12 protein-coding genes are annotated in these 16221 nt (G+C 70.9%); 4 read left to right on the plus strand and 8 right to left on the minus strand.

The genetic code is table 11. From position 1 onward, the window contains the following. Window positions 1-100 precede the first annotated feature (100 nt). The gene (locus OG780_RS22885; RefSeq protein WP_328450989.1) at window positions 101-592 is read left to right on the plus strand and encodes a YbjN domain-containing protein; all 492 of its coding nucleotides are present in this window, start codon (window positions 101-103) and stop codon (window positions 590-592) included. 165 nt (window positions 593-757) lie between these two features. Then, entirely contained in the window at window positions 758-2536 is a 1779-nt protein-coding gene (locus OG780_RS22890; RefSeq protein WP_328450991.1) for a glycosyl hydrolase family 28-related protein, read from the plus strand. A gap of 60 nt (window positions 2537-2596) precedes the next feature. Here OG780_RS22890 and OG780_RS22895 read toward each other — a convergent pair whose 3' ends face one another. Further along, window positions 2597-3367: a helix-turn-helix transcriptional regulator gene (locus OG780_RS22895; RefSeq protein ID WP_328458312.1), complete on the minus strand. Its 771-nt coding sequence runs from the start codon at window positions 3365-3367 to the stop codon at window positions 2597-2599. A gap of 67 nt (window positions 3368-3434) precedes the next feature. Between OG780_RS22895 and OG780_RS22900 the strand changes: the two genes are divergently transcribed. Continuing rightward, window positions 3435-3962, plus strand: a complete 528-nt coding sequence (locus OG780_RS22900) for a DUF2000 domain-containing protein (protein WP_328450993.1) — start codon at window positions 3435-3437, stop codon at window positions 3960-3962. Window positions 3963-4055: 93 nt separating this feature from the next. On the opposite strand, the gene OG780_RS22905 is transcribed toward OG780_RS22900, so the two are convergent. Further along, window positions 4056-5351, minus strand: a complete 1296-nt coding sequence (locus OG780_RS22905; protein WP_328450995.1) for an MDR family MFS transporter — start codon at window positions 5349-5351, stop codon at window positions 4056-4058. 195 nt (window positions 5352-5546) lie between these two features. On the opposite strand from OG780_RS22905, the gene OG780_RS22910 reads away from it, so the two are divergent. After that, window positions 5547-6308 carry a phosphoglyceromutase gene (locus OG780_RS22910; RefSeq protein ID WP_328450998.1) on the plus strand — a complete coding sequence of 254 codons (762 nt, stop codon included), beginning with the start codon at window positions 5547-5549 and terminating at the stop codon, window positions 6306-6308. A gap of 102 nt (window positions 6309-6410) precedes the next feature. Here OG780_RS22910 and OG780_RS22915 read toward each other — a convergent pair whose 3' ends face one another. The 6 genes from OG780_RS22915 to phoU all read right to left on the minus strand — a co-directional run bounded on the left by OG780_RS22915 (window position 6411) and on the right by phoU (window position 16077). Continuing rightward, window positions 6411-6890: a hypothetical protein gene (locus OG780_RS22915; RefSeq protein ID WP_328451000.1), complete on the minus strand. Its 480-nt coding sequence runs from the start codon at window positions 6888-6890 to the stop codon at window positions 6411-6413. A gap of 707 nt (window positions 6891-7597) precedes the next feature. Next, window positions 7598-9583, minus strand: coding sequence for a PA14 domain-containing protein (locus OG780_RS22920; protein WP_328451002.1), 1986 nt, complete (start codon window positions 9581-9583; stop codon window positions 7598-7600). A gap of 126 nt (window positions 9584-9709) precedes the next feature. Then, window positions 9710-10228, minus strand: a complete 519-nt coding sequence (locus OG780_RS22925; protein ID WP_328451004.1) for an HAD domain-containing protein — start codon at window positions 10226-10228, stop codon at window positions 9710-9712. A 94-nt stretch (window positions 10229-10322) separates the two neighbouring features. Beyond that, on the minus strand, window positions 10323-14183 hold the full coding sequence (locus OG780_RS22930) for an AAA family ATPase (protein WP_328451006.1): 3861 nt from the start codon (window positions 14181-14183) through the stop codon (window positions 10323-10325). 275 nt (window positions 14184-14458) lie between these two features. Continuing rightward, window positions 14459-14611 carry a hypothetical protein gene (locus tag OG780_RS22935; protein ID WP_328451008.1) on the minus strand — a complete coding sequence of 51 codons (153 nt, stop codon included), beginning with the start codon at window positions 14609-14611 and terminating at the stop codon, window positions 14459-14461. A 776-nt stretch (window positions 14612-15387) separates the two neighbouring features. Further along, window positions 15388-16077: a phosphate signaling complex protein PhoU gene (phoU, locus tag OG780_RS22940; protein WP_326787015.1), complete on the minus strand. Its 690-nt coding sequence runs from the start codon at window positions 16075-16077 to the stop codon at window positions 15388-15390. Window positions 16078-16221: the final 144 nt, after the last annotated feature.

Raw genomic sequence — 16221 nt, forward strand, 5'->3', positions numbered from 1 at the left:
GCCACGCCCGACAACCGTCCGCGGCGGCACCACGCCGGACGCCGGCTCCCCGCGTCCGACGATGCGCGGCACCCCCGACGCGGTCACGTACGCTCGCCCCATGGCTGACGCAGCGTCGATCATCGAGCGGGTCCTCACCGAGGCCGAGCTGGAGTGGGAGAGCCCCGACGCGGGCTCGTACGTCGTGAAACTGCCCGGCACCCGCAAGCTGTCGACGACGGTCTCGCTGATCGTCGGCAAGCACTCGCTGTCGCTGAACGCGTTCGTGATCCGCCACCCCGACGAGAACCACGAAGCGGTCCACCGCTGGCTCCTGGAGCGCAATCTCAAGCTCTACGGGGTCGCCTACGCGGTCGACTCCCTCGGGGACGTCTATCTGGTCGGCAAGCTGCCGCTGGCCGCCGTCACCCCGGAGGAGGTGGACCGTCTCCTCGGATCCGTCCTCGAAGCCGCCGACGGCTCCTTCAACACTCTCCTGGAACTCGGTTTCGCCTCGGCGATCCGCAAGGAGTACGCCTGGCGGGTGTCCCGCGGCGAGTCGACGCGCAACCTGGACGCGTTCACACATCTGACTCAGCGCCCTGCCAACTGACGCTCGCCGTCCGGCAGTTCCCTGGTGTCCAGCCTCCGCTAAATAGCCATTGCGGGACCCTTTCCCCGCGCGGGGTCCCCGTGGCATGCTCGCCGCCGACGCACACCTGAACATCGTTCATGTACATGAAAATCCGCAGGGAAGCGCATGGAAGGGCGGACGGTCATGACCGACAGGCACGGGCACGGGCACGGGTACGGGTACGGGTACGGGTACACGGGGATCACCAGGCGGGCCCTGCTCGGCAGTGCCACGGCGGTGGCGGCCACCGCCATCACGGGCACGACGGCCGCCGCGGCGCCGGGGACCACCGCGGCGGCCCCGCCACCCGCCCGGGGCGCGGCCGCCGCACGGTCCGGCGGCGCGCAGGCCGCCTCCGCCCGGTCCGGCGAAGTACCCCCGCTCTGGAGGGAGTTCGTCCGCTCCCCGTTCACCCACCCGCAGATCCCGTACGTCGGCAGGGCCGGCGCGCACCGCGGGGCCGCGCGCTTTCCCCGCCGTCCCGTCGTGACTGACATCCGCGATCACGGCGCCGTCGCCGACGGCACGACGGACTGCGCTCCCGCGATCAACCGTGCCGTCGCCGCCGCCGGAAGGGCCGGCGGCGGCACGGTCACCATCCCTCCCGGGACGTTCCGCATCGACGACCTGATCCACATCGGCCACTCGAACGTGGTCCTCCGGGGCGCCGGCAGCGGCCGTACGACCCTGTACGCGACCCGGAACCTCACCGAACTGATCGGCGCCTACGGATCCCGCTACGGCGGCGACAAGTCGTCCTGGTCCTGGGCCGGCGGCCTCATCTGGCTGGCCCCCACGGCTCGTTGGGACGCGCTCGTCTCCGCCGTCAAGGCGAAGGCGTGGCCCTTCGAGGGCTGGACCGGCAACACGCGCGACGCCTGGCGGACCCTCACGACCGTCGAGCCCGCGCGTCAGGGCTCCTGGACGGTGACCGTCGCGGACGCCTCCGAACTGCGCCCCGGAGCACTCGTCCTCCTCCGCCTGGCCGACGACGCCGACCACACGCTCCTGGAGCACATGTCGGGCGGCGGACCCGGGCCCGAGGCGTACTCCTGGGACGACAAGACCAAGCTGACCTCGTACGTCCCCTACGAGTGGCCCGTCCGCGTCGCCCGGGTGCGCGGCCGCAGCGTGACCTTCGAACGCCCTCTCCCGCTCGACGTACGCCCGGAGTGGGACCCCCGGCTGACCACGCACGTCGAGGAGCTGACTGGCTCGGCGGTGGAGGGGCTGACCCTGGAGGCCATGGAGACACCGCAGTCGCCGCACCTGCTCGACAAGGGCTACAACGGAGTCGTCCTGCAGTGCGCCTACGACTGCTGGGTGGACGACGTCACGGTCCGCCACGTCGACAACGGATTCGGTCTCGTCGCCGCCTCCGCCTGCACCCTGCGCCGTACGACCGTCGCCGGACGCGGCTCGCACCACCCGTACTTCTGCCGCGAGGGCTCGCACGACAACCTGATCGAGGACTTCACCGTCGAGGAGCGCACCGTTCCCGCGCCCGCCGGAACCCAGCTGCACGGCATCAACGTCGAGGGCCTGTCCTCGTACAACGTCTGGTCGCGCGGCGACATGCGGATGGGCACCTTCGACTCCCACCGCGGACTGCCCTTCGCGAACGTCCGTACCGACATCACCGTCGACAACGACGGCCGGCACGGCGGCGACGCCTCGGCGGGACCGCTCTTCGGAGCGCGCTTCACGCACTGGAACATCCGGGTCACCAACGGCCGGGCCGGTCTGATGAAGATCGACGGCCTCGCTCCCCGCAGCGCCACCGTCGGCGTCAACGAGGTCACCGAGTTCGACCAGATCGACGTACCCGACTTCACCGGGGACCTGCACTCCCGGCTGGAGCTGTACGGGACGACGGACGTCGTACGGCCGCGCAATCTCCACGAGGCCCAGCGCGAACTGTAGGCCGGACGGGCCTGTGGACGGACCTGTGGACGGGCCCGTAGGCCGGACGGAACCGTGGGTTCACGACCGCACGTACCGCCCCGGAGTCACCCCCACCAGCCGCCGGAAATGGCGGGTGAGATGGGACTGGTCGTAGAAGCCGGTCAGGGCGGCCACCTCGCCCGGTGGCCGTCCGCCGAGGAGCAGGCCGCGGGCGCGGTCCACGCGGCGGGACATCAGATACTGGTGCGGTGCGATGCCGAACGCGCCGCTGAACGCCCGGACCAGATGCGCGGGGTGGGCGTGCACCAGCCGCGCGGCCTCGTCGAGGGTGATGCCTTCCACGACCCGCTCGTCGAGGAGCTCGCGCAGGCGGAGGGCGAGCGGCCGGTCGGCGTGCGGGACCTCCACGGACCGGGGGCGCAGCAGCCCGCGCAGCCGGTCCGCGATCAGCGTCAGTCTGCTGTCGGCCTCCAGCTCGTCGCCCGGGTGGGTGAGTGCCGTGTGCAACCGGGCGACCCGCCGCCGCAGTACGGGATCCGCGAGGCCGGGGCCGTCCACCGCGGGTCCGATGAGGTCGTCGGCCAGGCGCGAGCCGTCGAGGTAGAGGACCCGCTTGCGGAAACCGTGCTCTGTGGCGGGAGCGCCGTTGTGCGGGATGTGCGGCGGGAGCAGGGTCACCGTGTCGCGCGGGGTGCCGTGCTCGTGCCGGTCGAGGTCGTAGCGGACGGCGCCGTCGTCGACGATCAGCAGGGTCCAGGCCTCGTGCACGTGCATCGGGTACGCGTACTCGGTGTAGTGCGCGTGGAAGACCTCGACGATGCCCGGGACGCTCGGGCGCCACGCGGACATCTCACGCTGAGGGGTCACGCTAAGAACGTACAAGACGACGGCGTACGCCGGTCGGCAGTGTTCTCGTATGAGCAGCGAGACCGACATGAACCCGTCCGGCACGAGCGATGTGAGCGGCACGAGCGGCCCGAGTCCTTCGGGTGGCGGCGCGGTGGGCGGGGCGGGCCTTCCGGACGCCGCACCCGTCCGCTTCGACACCAAGATCACCGTCGTCCTGCGTGACGACCTGGAGCCCTGGCAGCGGCTCAATGTGACCGCCTTCCTCGTCAGCGGCCTGGGGGCGGCCGTCCCCGAGGTGGTCGGGGAGCCGTACGAGGACGCCGACGGGATCTCCTACCTGCCCATGTTCCGGCAGCCGGTGCTGGTCCTGGAGGCCTCGAAGGAGACGCTGACCGCCGCCCACGCCCGCGTGCTGTCCCGGGCGCTGCCGCGAGCGGTCTTCACCTCGGACCTCTTCGGCACGGGCAACGACCGGGACAACCGCGCGGCCGTACGAGCCGTGCCGACCGGCGAACTGGACCTGGTGGGACTCGCGGTGTACGGACCGCGGAACGCGGTGGACAAGGTGGTGAAGGGGGCGCGGATGCATCCGTGAGGCGCGGACGCTTCCCCGGAGGGCGCCTTTTGCGCCCTCCGGGGTCCCGAGGCCGGGGTGCCCTTGGGCCGGGATGCCCCTGGGCCGGGTTCCTCAGGCCGGGATGACCCCGGCTCCGGCTCCGGCGCCCTGGGACGGCTCCCGCACGGAGTCCGGCGCGAACTCCCGCACCGGCTCCCGTACGGACGACTCCTCCGCCGGAAGCCGTCGCATGAGCAGCCCGTACCCGAGACCCGCCGCCGTGCCGACCACCGCACACAGCCCCCAGAGCCAGACCGCGCCGAAGCGGTCGATGACGACGCCGGACATCACCGGGGCGATCAGCGCGGCGAGGGCCCAGGAGAGCGTGTACATGCCCTGATAGCGGCCGCGCCCGTGGACGGGGGAGAGGCGGACGACGAGACCCGTCTGCGTCGGGGCGTTGACGATCTCGGCGAGGGTCCACACGCAGACGGTGAGCGTGAAGACCCCGACCGACCCGGCGAAGGCGGTGAGCCCGAACCCGTATCCGGCGAGCAGCGACGAGATGACGAGCAGCCACTTGGGGTCCCGGTGCTCGATGAAACGGCCGACCGGGATCTGGAGCGCGACGATCATGATGCCGTTGACGGCCATGGCCATGCCGTAGTCGGCCGGGGTGAAGCCGGCCCGACCCATGGCGACCGGCAGCCCGACGGACCCCTGCTGGAAGACGAGGGCGACGAGGAACGACAGCCCGACCACGCTCATGAACCGTCCGTCGCGCAGCACCGTGCCGAGCCCGACCGCGGGTTCCGTGTCCTTGGCGACCTGCACCGGCTTGGACTCCGGGAGCTTCGCGAAGACGACGAGCGCGCAGACGAGGGTCATGCCGGCCTCGATGAGGAAGCCGGCGAGGTAGCTGAACTCGGCGATGAAGCCGGCGCCCATCGAGGAGACGGCGAACCCGAGGTTGATGGCCCAGTAGTTGAGGGAGAAGGCGCGGACGCGGTCCTCGGGCCGGACGATGTCGGCCATCATCGCCTGCACGGCGGGCCGGGAGGCGTTGCTGGCCATGCCGACGAGGAAGGCGACGGCGGCGATGGCCACGGGGTCGTGCATGAAGCCGAGCAGGGCGACCGAAGCGGCCGTCGACACCTGCGCGACGAGCAGTGTGGGGCGCCGCCCGAACCGGTCGGTCATGACACCCGCGACAAGCGAGGAGACGACACCGCCGAGGCCGTGCAGGGACGCGACCAGACCCGCGTACGAGGCGGAGTAGCCGCGGTCGAGGGTCAGGTACAGGGCCATGAAGGTGGCGACGAAGGCCCCGAGCCGGTTGATGAGTGTGCTGGTCCACAGCCACCAGAACTCGCGGGGGAGCCCTGAGACGGTCTCTCGGACGGCACGTCTCATGACGGCGGCTGGCATGGATCCCCCACGGATGTAAGCGGCTCGGGCGGTGAGCACAACTTACGAGCCGTCTGGCGTCGAGATCCACTCGATTAACAGATGCCGTCAACTGAAGGGCGTCGGAGCGGGCGGGGGACGGCCGGACGGGGGCTCCCGTGTCCGACAGATGGCCGGAGGCGCGAGCTGTCGCGGGGTTCGATTACGCTCGGAGCCATGGCCGACGCACCGTACAAGCTGATCCTCCTCCGCCACGGCGAGAGCGAATGGAACGCGAAGAATCTGTTCACCGGTTGGGTGGACGTCAACCTCAACGAGAAGGGCGAGAAGGAGGCAGTCCGCGGCGGTGAGCTGCTCAAGGACGCCGGCCTGCTGCCTGACGTCGTCCACACCTCGCTCCAGAAGCGCGCGATCCGCACCGCGCAGCTGGCCCTGGAGTCCGCGGACCGCCACTGGATCCCGGTCCACCGCAGCTGGCGCCTGAACGAGCGTCACTACGGCGCCCTTCAGGGCAAGGACAAGGCCCAGACGCTCGCCGAGTTCGGCGAGGAGCAGTTCATGCTCTGGCGCCGCTCGTACGACACCCCGCCGCCGGCGCTGGACCGCGACGCCGAGTACTCCCAGTTCGACGACGCGCGCTACGCGGCCCTGCCGCCCGAGCTGCGCCCGCAGACGGAGTGCCTCAAGGACGTCGTCGTCCGCATGCTCCCGTACTGGTTCGACGGCATCGTCCCGGACCTGCTGACCGGCCGTACGGTCCTGGTCGCGGCCCACGGCAACTCGCTGCGCGCCCTGGTCAAGCACCTCGACGGCATCTCCGACGCCGACATCGCGGGCCTCAACATCCCCACCGGCATCCCCCTCTCCTACGAGCTGGACGCCGACTTCAAGCCCCTCAACCCGGGCGGCACCTACCTCGACCCGGACGCTGCGGCAGCCGCGATCGAGGCGGTCAAGAACCAGGGCAAGAAGAAGTAACGCGACGCCAGTAAGCCCCCGACCTGCTGTTTCTTGGCAGGGCGGGGGCTTTTTGGTGGGCGGGCCGTCTCTGGGCCCCAGGTCGGCTGGGAGGGCGAGATGTCAGCGACAGAGCATGATGAATGAGGTCAGGAGCAGTGCTGCCGTGGCGGACAGGCCCAGGATTCGGTAGGGCCGCCATGCCGTCAGTGCCACGGCGGTGGCCCATACCGCTCCCACCACGACGGCCGGCCACTTGCCGACTGCGCTCAGCGCGGCATCGAGCGGGAACGGTGCGAGCAGGAGCGTCGGCGGGATGACCTTCAGCCCGGGGCGGATGCCCAGCAGCCTGTACGCCACGATCAGCCCGACGAGCGCGATGGCGAGCGAGGCGGGGAACGAGAGGACCGGCCACGGCGTCAGGCACACACTGGTCTCATCGGCGCACACGCGGGCGTCGTAGGCGTACGCCTCCTGCATCAGATGGATCGACAGGTAGGTGAGAGCCGCACCGGTCGCGGCAGCGCCCGTGACGCGCACGGCCAGAGTCCCACCTGATGGCGCCGCAGGTTCGTCGTGCCGCTGTATCGAAGTGGCGTGCATGACGAAATTCTCTTCGGTCGTGATGGCCGGGGCCTGAGTACGCGTACTCAGGCCCCGGCGGCACTGTCAGACCATCGCAGTACCGTCGGCCCATGACGGTTGACGGCGAGGCGGCCAGACGGTTTCGATCCAGGGACGCGGACGACGATCCGTTGCGTGGTTCTGAGGCCCGCGGACTGGGAGAGCGGAAGTCCGTGGGCTTTGTCCACCGTCCGTCCCCTGGCTGTTGTCAACCAACTGCTCGCCGCTGCCGGGCGTAGCGCGCTGCGTTCTCACACCCTCTGCACAGGCGGGAATGAGGGACTCGTCCTCCTGATGGACCCACGAGCCGCCGAGGCGATGCGAGCCAGTGGCTTGTTCCCCGAGCATGAAGTACCGGCGCCGGCCGACGGGACAGTGAGTGCCTACTGAGGTTGCAGGCGGACCGGCCGTCGTGGCTCGTTCCGGTCGACGGTATCGGTGCCGGCGCCGGCCGGGTGCGACAAAGCCGGGCCGTCTTCGGGGCGTCAACCGGTTGATCGGGCCGTGCTCAGTGCTTCAGGAAATCCGGCTCCGGCTGTTCTCTCGTTTCTGCCCGGGCTCCCGCATCGCGGAGGGCCGAGACAGCTGCCAAGGCTCCCCTTATGCCTTCGATCCTGCCTTCAGGCACCAGGCAGGGCCGGGCGGAAGCCGACCCTGCCTGTCACGTGACTGACTGGTGGTCGGCTTCAGCTGTCGCCGGTCCTGTCTGTGGCCGCGGCGGGAGCCGATTCTGTGCCGTCCGGCATGACCGCGGTGACCCAGTAGTGATGGGCAATCCCCTCGGGGGCGCTCGTGTCCGAGTAGAAGCGGGTGCCGACGCTCAGCGGGGTGTTTGTCAGTCGTACGTACGACGACGTCTGGCCGTCCCACCGATAGACGTGGAATCCCGTTGCGCCGGCGCAGTCCTCGGTGTCACAGCTCCAGGACAGCTTCGCCCACGCCTCGCTGATCGACCTCGCGGTGAGCTGCAGCGGCGCGCCGGGTGGCGTCGGAATCGTGGGGGTGGCCAGGTCGAGTTCGGTCACGGTGACGAAGGAGAAGGTCTCGCCCGTGTCGAACCGTGAGTTGCCCGACTCGTCGACGGCGACCACGGCGTAGCGCACGGTTTCACCGTCCGCGGGGGTCTCGTCGAAGTAGAAGGAGTCATCGCCGATGCTGTACCACGTTTCCCAGAGCAGGTGGTAGGTCCAGGTGCCCGCCGCGTACTCGCCTTTGTAGACCTGGTACTGCGAGATGTCCTCGCTCGTGCCCGGCTGCCACTTGACCGCGACGCCGTCCTTTCGCGGGGTGGCGCTCACCCCTGTGACGGGAGCCGGTGCCAGCCCTTCACGCGGGGCTACGACGGAGACCTTCACGGACTTCGCCGACTCGTTCGCCTGCTTGTCCACGGCGGTGACCGTGTAGTCGTACTCCTTGTCGTGGAGCACGTACGGGTCGGTGTACGTGGCCGTCCGCACGTTGTCCTCGACGAGTCGGCCATCTCTGTACACGTGATAGCGAAGGACGTCCTCGCTCGGCGAGGCGGTCCACTTCAGCACGATGCCGGTGCCGGACACGGGCGAGGCCGTGAGACCGGTCGGCGGGAGCGGCGGGTGGTCGTCGCGGGTGACGCTGTCGACCGCTGACCGCGCGGACACGTTGCCTGCCGCGTCCACGGCCGAGACGCGGTAGAGGTGGTGCAACTGTTCCCGGGCGGTGGTGTCCGTCCAGGAGGCCGCGGTGACCGTGGCGACCTTGCTGTAGACGGGGGCCGAGTCGTCGTCCATGATCTGGCTCGCCCGGTAGACGTAGTAGCGGGCGGCGCCCGTGACCGGCCGCCAGGCCACGGCGATGCCCGACGCGCCGTCCGTGGCGGTGAGCCCCGTGGGTACGGGGGGCGCGGTCCTGTCGGTGGTGGTGACGGTCTGGAGGGACGAGCTGCCGGATTCGTTGCCGGCCTTGTCCACGGCGCGTACGACGTACTGGTATCCGGCACCGGTGGCAGGCGGGCTGTCGGTGAAGGACGTCGTGGTGGGTGCGGCGATCCGGGTCCAGGCCGTGGCACCGGCGAGGCGCCGGTAGACGCGGTAGCCGGCAAGGTCCATCTCGGGTCTCTTCGCCCAACGGGTGCTGACCTTGAGGGTGGTGGGGTCGTAGGCCGTCGAGACGCCGGTGGGAGCAAGAGGCCCGATGGTGTCGACGGTCGCCGAAGTGCGGGGCGCATAGCCGAACTTGACGTTGGCGTAGCCCGTCCACGCGACGAAGTCGACGCGGATGCTGTGACGGCCGCTCGGAATGGTGAGGTTGACGGTTCTGACCTGGGTCGTGGAGACGTTCTTCCACATGTCGACCTTGCGGGTGCCGTCGACATAGACGCGGATGCCGTCGCGGACGGCGACGGTGAAGCCGAAGGGTCCCCCGGAGCCGAAGTCGCGGGTGGTCTGCCAACGGACGCCGAAGTTGTCGCTGGGCAGTGTGACCCCGGCCGGGTCGCCGGTGCCGTAGTCCTCGTTGATCGAGGTGTCACAGGTCGTCAGCCTGGGCGTACCGCTGAAGGAGGTATTCGGGTGGTACGTGGCCTTCCACACCCCGTCCGCGCAGGTGACGGCGGCGTGGGCGGTGGCCGGAAGGGCAAGTCCCGCGGTGGCCGCGGCAATGGTGGCGGCCGTGACGCGGGCAGCGCGGAAACGCATGTGCATGGGTATCGGTGGATCGCTCTCGGTCATGGGGGCGTGGAGGACGGGCGCCGAGCCATGGGGTCGGGGAGCACCGGCGCGAATGATCGCATGTCTGTGCGTCCGCTGCCAGCGGGTTTCCCGTCAGCGGCTCGGCAGGGTGGTGCGGAGCCAGTTGGTGAGGGTGGCGAAGTCGGTGTCGGTCAGGCCCTCGGACGGGGAGACGCGGTGCAGCAAGCAGGGGCGCTCGTGCTGTGCGGCCACCCACAGGCGGTCCACGGTGCCGATCTCGTCGTCGACCCAGATGAACGGGCGGCCCTCGGCCCGTTCGGCGAGGGGGCGGGTCTTCCAGTGCAGGCCCCGCGGACCCGCCTCGGTGGCTTCGGGCCACTCCACCACAGGCAGCCTGGGCAGTCCGATCACTGGGCCCACTGACGCGTTCGCCTCCTCCGTCCACGTCGTGGCCCACACCAGATCGCATCCGAGCGCCATCAGACGTGGGCCCACAGTCGGGTCGAGCCGCTTCAGCAGTGGGTTCCCCCCGTCGGGGAGTGCTTCGGAGCCGGGGTCGGAGCCGGAGTCGGAGGTCTCGGGACGGGTGGGTGACGGGCCGAACGGGATCAGGGGGCCGTCGACGTCGAGGAAGAGGAGGGGGCGTTCCATCAGTTCCTGGGTGGTTCCTTTCCGCACTGTCGGAGACGGTGGGTGCCGTCCCCGGCAGTGCAGTCAATCGGCCGGTCGGGTCCTGGTCAATCGGTCAATCCGTCAGGCGCAGGGCCGTTCGTGCGTCCTGGCCGTGCCAGCCGGACGCGGTTCGCCATACGACGTGTACGCCGAAGGCCTCCCGGATCGCGTCGGGAGCCCAGTCCTCCGTGGGCGGCTCGGACAGGATCAGGTACCGGGTGTCCGCGGTGCGTGTTTCCACCCGGTCGAGTTCGATGAGACGGGCGGCTCCCGCGCGCAACTGCGAGTAGCCGGAACGGTCGGCGCCGAGCACCTCGTAGCGGACGAAGCCGTCCGGGCCCTCCAGGGTCGCGTCGGAGACCCGGGAGTCCGAAGGCCGGAGTCCCGCTCGCAGGAGTGCGGCCTTCAGTTCGTAGCGCACGGCCTCGTGCGTGTTGCAGTCCCGGTCGGCCTGAGCCTCTACGTCCAGTCGCCGCGCGAGTGCCTCGCTCCACGCCGTCCCTCCCTCGGACGGGGCGGGCTCGATTTCCAGGAGGGCGGCAGTGTTCATGGGGTCGGTGTCCTTCGGTTCGAGTGTTCTGCGCGGCTCGGTGGGTGGGGGCGTGACCGTCCCGGGGGGTGCCGTGTCCGTCTCCGTGTCCGGCTCCGAGTCCGTGCCCGTTTCCGCGTCCGTTTCGGTCGGCATTTCGGTTGGCGCTCCGGTCTCGTTCTCGTTCTCGGGCTCGTGCTCGATCTCCGGCTCGGGCCGGGGGGCGGTCTCTGTCGAGGGGCCCGTCTCGGTCGGCGTCCCTGTCTCCGGGCCGGTGTGCATCCGATGGCGGAGTTCGTCGCGGGCCCGGTCGAGAGCGTCGGTCCAGTGCCGGAACGCCGGGTCGTCCGTCAGGGCGGCTCGCAGGCCGGGGGTGTCCGAGCCGATCGCCTGCCGGGTGCGCTGGGCGAGGTCCGCCAGATCGCTCAGCCGGTCACGGTCGGCGGAGCCCAGCAGGCGCCAGACGCTCAGCCAGTCGACCCGGTCGCGCCTCAGGCAGCGGCCGGCCATGCCCTTCAGTTCGGCGAGGAGGGCCGTCGTCTCCGGTGGGGCCGCGTCGTCGCCGTTCGCGATGTCCCGCAGGACGCCGAGCGCGGCCTCGTAACGGGGAGCCATCCGGGAGGAGATGGGCCGGCGCCCGAACTCGCCGGCCGAGACCAGGCTCAACTGGCCCTCGTTCCGGGTCACCCAGCCGTTCAGCCGCGAGCCCGTGGCCGGGGTGGGTTCACCGTGGCGCGGGACGAGGAGGACGGTTCGCTCCGTGTCAGGCGCGAGGACCTTCACCTTCAGGTGGGAACCGGGGCCTGGGCCGAGCACCCGCACCTCGACGGGAGTGCCGACCGGCAGGTCGTCGCCCGTGGGATCGGTGCCGCCGGAGGCGTGGCCGACGGAGGCCTGGGTGGAGGAATCGCCGGGGGCCGTCCCGTTCTCCGGCCGGGCGGCCATGGGCGTCAAGTAGGAGTAGGTGGAGGTGACTTCGCCGTCCGTGCCGTCGGCCGGTGTGCCGAGTTCGCTCGGCAGCGGTGTCGTGTGGAGGACCGTCAGCGTCTGGGTGCTGCGGGACAGGGCGACGTACAGCCGGCGCGGTCCGGCGGGTCCCCGCTCGGCGATGGCCGTCGGCTCCAGCACCAGGACATGGTCGAACTCCATGCCCTTGGCCTGGGCGGCGGGGAGCACGGACACGGTCCGCAAGGTCTCCTCGGTCATGCCGTCCACGAGGCCGACGCGCCGGCGGACCTCCTCCAGCCAGTCGGAGTCGTCGGGCACGATGACGGCGATCGACCGCGGGGACCGGCCGTCGTTCGTGCCCGCGAGACGTGCCGTACGGGTCGCCGCGTCGTCCAGCAGCTCCCAGGGAGTCGTGGGGACGAGCCGCACGGCCCCGTCGCCTGCCCGTCGTACGGCCGTCGGGTAGGGCAGGGAGGGGGCGATGGTCCGGGCCAGGGGCGCCACGAAATCCATGATCTCCGCGGGGACCCGGTAGCTGGTGTTCAGCTCGGCCACGCGCCAGTCACCCTGCGCGGACAGAATTCCGCCCAGCTGTTTCCAACTGGTGTAGGAATGCGGTCCGGTGGCCTGGGCCAGATCGCCGAGCACGGTCATCGAGCCGGTCGGACACCGTCTGTGCAGGGACCTCGCCTGCATCGGGGTGAGGTCCTGCGCCTCGTCGACCACGATGTGCCGATACCTCCGCGGACTCTCGCCGGCGATGAGGAAGCGCAGTTCTTCGAGGCACACCAAGTCATCCGTCGTCCAAGGCTCTTCGGCTGCGCTCTCCGCCTTCCGCCTCTGCAGGGAGGCCTGTTCACCAGGGTCGAGGATCCCGTCGGCGCACTCACGCAGCCTGGTGGGGGAGTTGAGCAGGCCGCGCAGTGCCACCTCGGGGCTCAGCGCGGGCCAGACCCGGTCGACGAGGGTGGTGACCTGCCGGTTGCGTTCCAGGTCGCGGCGTACGGTCGCGTCCCTGCCGCGGTGCGGGGCGACGCCGACGAGTTCGCCCAGCAGCCGGTCCACGAGCAGGGTGCGGAACCGGTCCCTGCGCGCCCGGTAGCCCTCGGTTCCCTCCCGGGCGTCCTGGAGGAGACCGAGCACCTCCGAGCGCGACAGACGCAGGGAGGTACCGCCCACGACAACGACGAAGGCCGGTTCGTCCTGGGCGTGGGAGGAGGCCGAGACGACGGTGTCGATCGCCTCGGGCCGGCACTCGCTCTCCACCCGCCTGCGCAGGACGGCCGCCATCCGTTCGTCGGACTTCACCAGCCGCGCGGTGGGGGAGTCCGAGCCCCGGACCTCCCCTTCCCAGAGACGGGCGAGCTGTACGGCGGTGACGTTCCGGGTGCCGAGGGTGGGCAGGACGCGCCCCACGTACTCCAGGAAGTTCTGGTGCGGGCCCACGACCAGGATGTCCTGGGCACGGAAGTGATCGTTGTTGACGAGCCAGGTCACGCGGTGCAGACCGACCGCGGACTTTCCGGTGCCGGGCCCGCCCTGGATGACGAGGATGTCCGCCGGGGAACCGGTGACCAGCGCCATCTGGTCGCGTCTGATCGTCTCGACGATGTCGCGCATCCGGCCGCTGCGCGACCGGCGCAGCTCCCGCAGGAGGAACTCGTCGACCGGCTGCGGCTTATGACGCCGTCGACCGGTGGCCTGCCGCTGTGCCGGTACGACGGCACGCGGCCGTGCGTGGCGGCCTCCGGCGGGCGGGGTGGTGGTGCTTTCCGCCTCCGCCGGGGCTTCCTCCGAGGATTCCTCCGGGGCTCCCCCCGGGGATTCTTCCGGGGATTCTTCCGGGACTTCCTCGCCATCGCCGGAGCGAGGGATTTCGAGGACGTCAGGGACGTCGGGTATCTCGCCGGCTTCGGGGAGGTACGGGGCTTCGAGCGGAGCGGGCTCGTCCACGAAACGCGGCGGCAGGCCGGCTTCTTGCCCGGGCTCCGGCGAGTCGTCGTACGGCCCCGCGCCCGGGGTGATCTCGTCCAGGAAGTCCTCGACCCGGCGCCCGGCGCAGCGTAACCGGCGCCGCAGGAGCACCTCGCCCGGCGTCTCCGGCCGGGCGTTGTGCCAGCTCACGGCGATCGGGTTCGTCCAGGAGACCACCACCTGATCGCGGGTCTCGGTGTCGAAGACATGGCGTCGTCCGACATAGAACGTCTCCGGCTCGGCGTCGCCCGCCTCCTGGACGTCGACACGGCTGATGACCAGGGCCTCGCCCCCGAGACCGCCGTACTCCTCCGCCGCGCTCACCGCCTTCTCGCGGACCGCGATGCCGTCCTTGCCGCTCGCGGAAGCCGTGGCCGCCGACGGCGACGTCATCTCCGCGAGCCGGGCCTCGTAACAGTCGTAGGCGCGGTCGACGGCCTTCTGCTCGATGGCGATGACCGTGTCCCGTGGTGTGGTGCTCACGTGTGTCCCCTCCTGGCGACGCCCCTCGCGCCGCCGCGGGCCAGAGCCCGCCTCCCCTGTCCCAGAGGTAGCAGAGTTCGTCGGTCAGACCACGGTCAATCGGACAACAGCACCATAATCATGCAGATTTCGGTCGTACCCGAGCGCATCCGATCCTCGCGTGTCCGTCTTCGTGCGACGGGCCGAGCCGGAGGGGCGCGGGCCGGGGCACGTGGCCGAGGAAGGAAGAAGGGCCCCGTCGCGGCGACGGGGCCCTTCCGGACGTACGTAGGTGATCAGCCGCACTGGCAGGGATTGCCCGACTGGCAGCCGCAGCCGCAGCCTGAGCCGCAGCCGCAGGCGCCGAACAAAGGGAGGTTCTTGATCTCGGCGGGCTGTTGGGTGTCGCGGTCCTGGGTCGGGTCGGGCGTGCTGGGGGATTCGGCCATGGGTCCCTCCTTCAGGCACGGAGGCGTCGGCGCACACCGCGCCGCACGGCTCCTGTCGCCCATCACATGCCCAGCCGGGCGGGCGCATCAACGGCGCATTGAGGCGTCTTACGCGCCCGGGGTGCGAATCCCGCGCGGGGCGGGCCGGAACCAGGACACGCAGCCCCGCCCGCGAGCCGCCCCTGCCCGAGGGCCGGCTCGGGCAGGCCGTCCCTCTTCGAGAGAGAGGTCAGACCGGCCGCGGTCTTGGTCCCAGGGGAAGCCGGGCCGGCCGACCCCGCCCGCCGGGACGGACCTGCCCGCCGTCCCATGTCCGTCGGGGGACGACACTCCCGGGGTCCATGCCCGCCCGCCGTCCCCCACGGTGACGACCGCCCCCCGAGAACGCGGCCGGGCCCGGCCATTCCCTGGTGGGAGCGGCTGGGCCCGTTGGCTTCACGGGTGCGGAAGGGCGCCCGCCCAAGGCAGGCCGGTCGTCGGCCCGTTCCCGGGAGGTCAGGCGACCCACGCTCGGTGCCCGGCACAGCTGAGCACCTCCGGGTCCGTTCCCGGTGGGGCTGTGCCTCCCGCGGCTGGTGCCCGGTAGGGCTGGGCACCTCGGGGTCCGTGTCCGGTGGGGCTGGGCGCCCCGCGGCCGGTGCGCGGCGAGGCGGGGCGTCCCACGCTCGGTGCCCGGTAGGGCTGGGCACCAGCCGGTCCGTTCCCGGTGGGGCTGGGCGCCCCGCGGCCGGTCCCCGGTGGGACTGGACGCCCTCCCGGTTTCCGCCCGGCAAGGGCTATGCGCCCTCCACCCCCGTGACCGGCTGGATGTCCGACTGCAGATCGTCGGCGTGTTCGCCGGTGACCAGGTAGACGACGCGCTTGGCGACCGAGACGGCGTGGTCGGCGAAGCGCTCGTAGTAGCGGCCGAGGAGGGTGACGTCGACGGCGGTCTCGATGCCGTGCTGCCACTTGTCGTCCAGCAGGTGCTGGAAGAGCGTGCGGTGCAGGAGGTCCATCTCGTCGTCGTCCTGCTCGAGCTGCATCGCGAGGTCGACGTCCTTGGTGATGATGACCTCGGCGGCCTTGGCCATCAGACGCTGGGCGAGCTGGCCCATCTCCAGGATCGTGGCGTGCAGGTCGTGCGGGACCGCGCGGTCGGGGAAGCGCAGCCGGGCCAGCTTGGCCACGTGCTGGGCCAGGTCGCCGGAGCGCTCCAGGTCGGCGGACATCCGCAGCGAGGTGACGACGATACGGAGGTCCGTCGCCACCGGCTGCTGGCGTGCCAGCAGGGCTATCGCGCGGGCCTCCAGCTCGTGCTGGAGATCGTCGACCCGCTGGTCGGCGGCGATCACGCTCTCGGCCAGCTTCAGATCGGAATCGAGTATGGCCGTCGTGGCGCGCCCGATCGCCGACCCGACGAGCCGGGCCATCTCGACCAGGCCGTCGCCGATCGAGTCAAGTTCCTCGTGATACGCGTCACGCATGTGGTCGTCCCTCTCGTACGTCAGCTTCCGGGGTCCGGGGTCCGGGACCTGGCTGTTCCGACAGCCGACCGACAGCGACCGGCCGCCGGAGGGACCCTGGAACCCCACGCTCCCACGTTCGGGCCCGTACGCGTCCGTTTCCGG

It is taken from the genome of Streptomyces sp. NBC_00386, assembly GCF_036063235.1.
Lineage (GTDB): Bacteria > Actinomycetota > Actinomycetes > Streptomycetales > Streptomycetaceae > Streptomyces.

Coding starts and splice junctions, on each gene's coding strand:
- OG780_RS22885 (WP_328450989.1), top strand. CDS start 101: ATGGCTGACGCAGCGTCGATCATCGAGCGGGTCCTCACCGAGGCCGAG.
- OG780_RS22890 (WP_328450991.1), top strand. CDS start 758: ATGACCGACAGGCACGGGCACGGGCACGGGTACGGGTACGGGTACGGG.
- OG780_RS22895 (WP_328458312.1), bottom strand. CDS start 3,367: ATGTCCGCGTGGCGCCCGAGCGTCCCGGGCATCGTCGAGGTCTTCCAC.
- OG780_RS22900 (WP_328450993.1), top strand. CDS start 3,435: ATGAGCAGCGAGACCGACATGAACCCGTCCGGCACGAGCGATGTGAGC.
- OG780_RS22905 (WP_328450995.1), bottom strand. CDS start 5,351: ATGCCAGCCGCCGTCATGAGACGTGCCGTCCGAGAGACCGTCTCAGGG.
- OG780_RS22910 (WP_328450998.1), top strand. CDS start 5,547: ATGGCCGACGCACCGTACAAGCTGATCCTCCTCCGCCACGGCGAGAGC.
- OG780_RS22915 (WP_328451000.1), bottom strand. CDS start 6,890: ATGCACGCCACTTCGATACAGCGGCACGACGAACCTGCGGCGCCATCA.
- OG780_RS22920 (WP_328451002.1), bottom strand. CDS start 9,583: ATGCGTTTCCGCGCTGCCCGCGTCACGGCCGCCACCATTGCCGCGGCC.
- OG780_RS22925 (WP_328451004.1), bottom strand. CDS start 10,228: ATGGAACGCCCCCTCCTCTTCCTCGACGTCGACGGCCCCCTGATCCCG.
- OG780_RS22935 (WP_328451008.1), bottom strand. CDS start 14,611: ATGGCCGAATCCCCCAGCACGCCCGACCCGACCCAGGACCGCGACACC.
- phoU (WP_326787015.1), bottom strand. CDS start 16,077: ATGCGTGACGCGTATCACGAGGAACTTGACTCGATCGGCGACGGCCTG.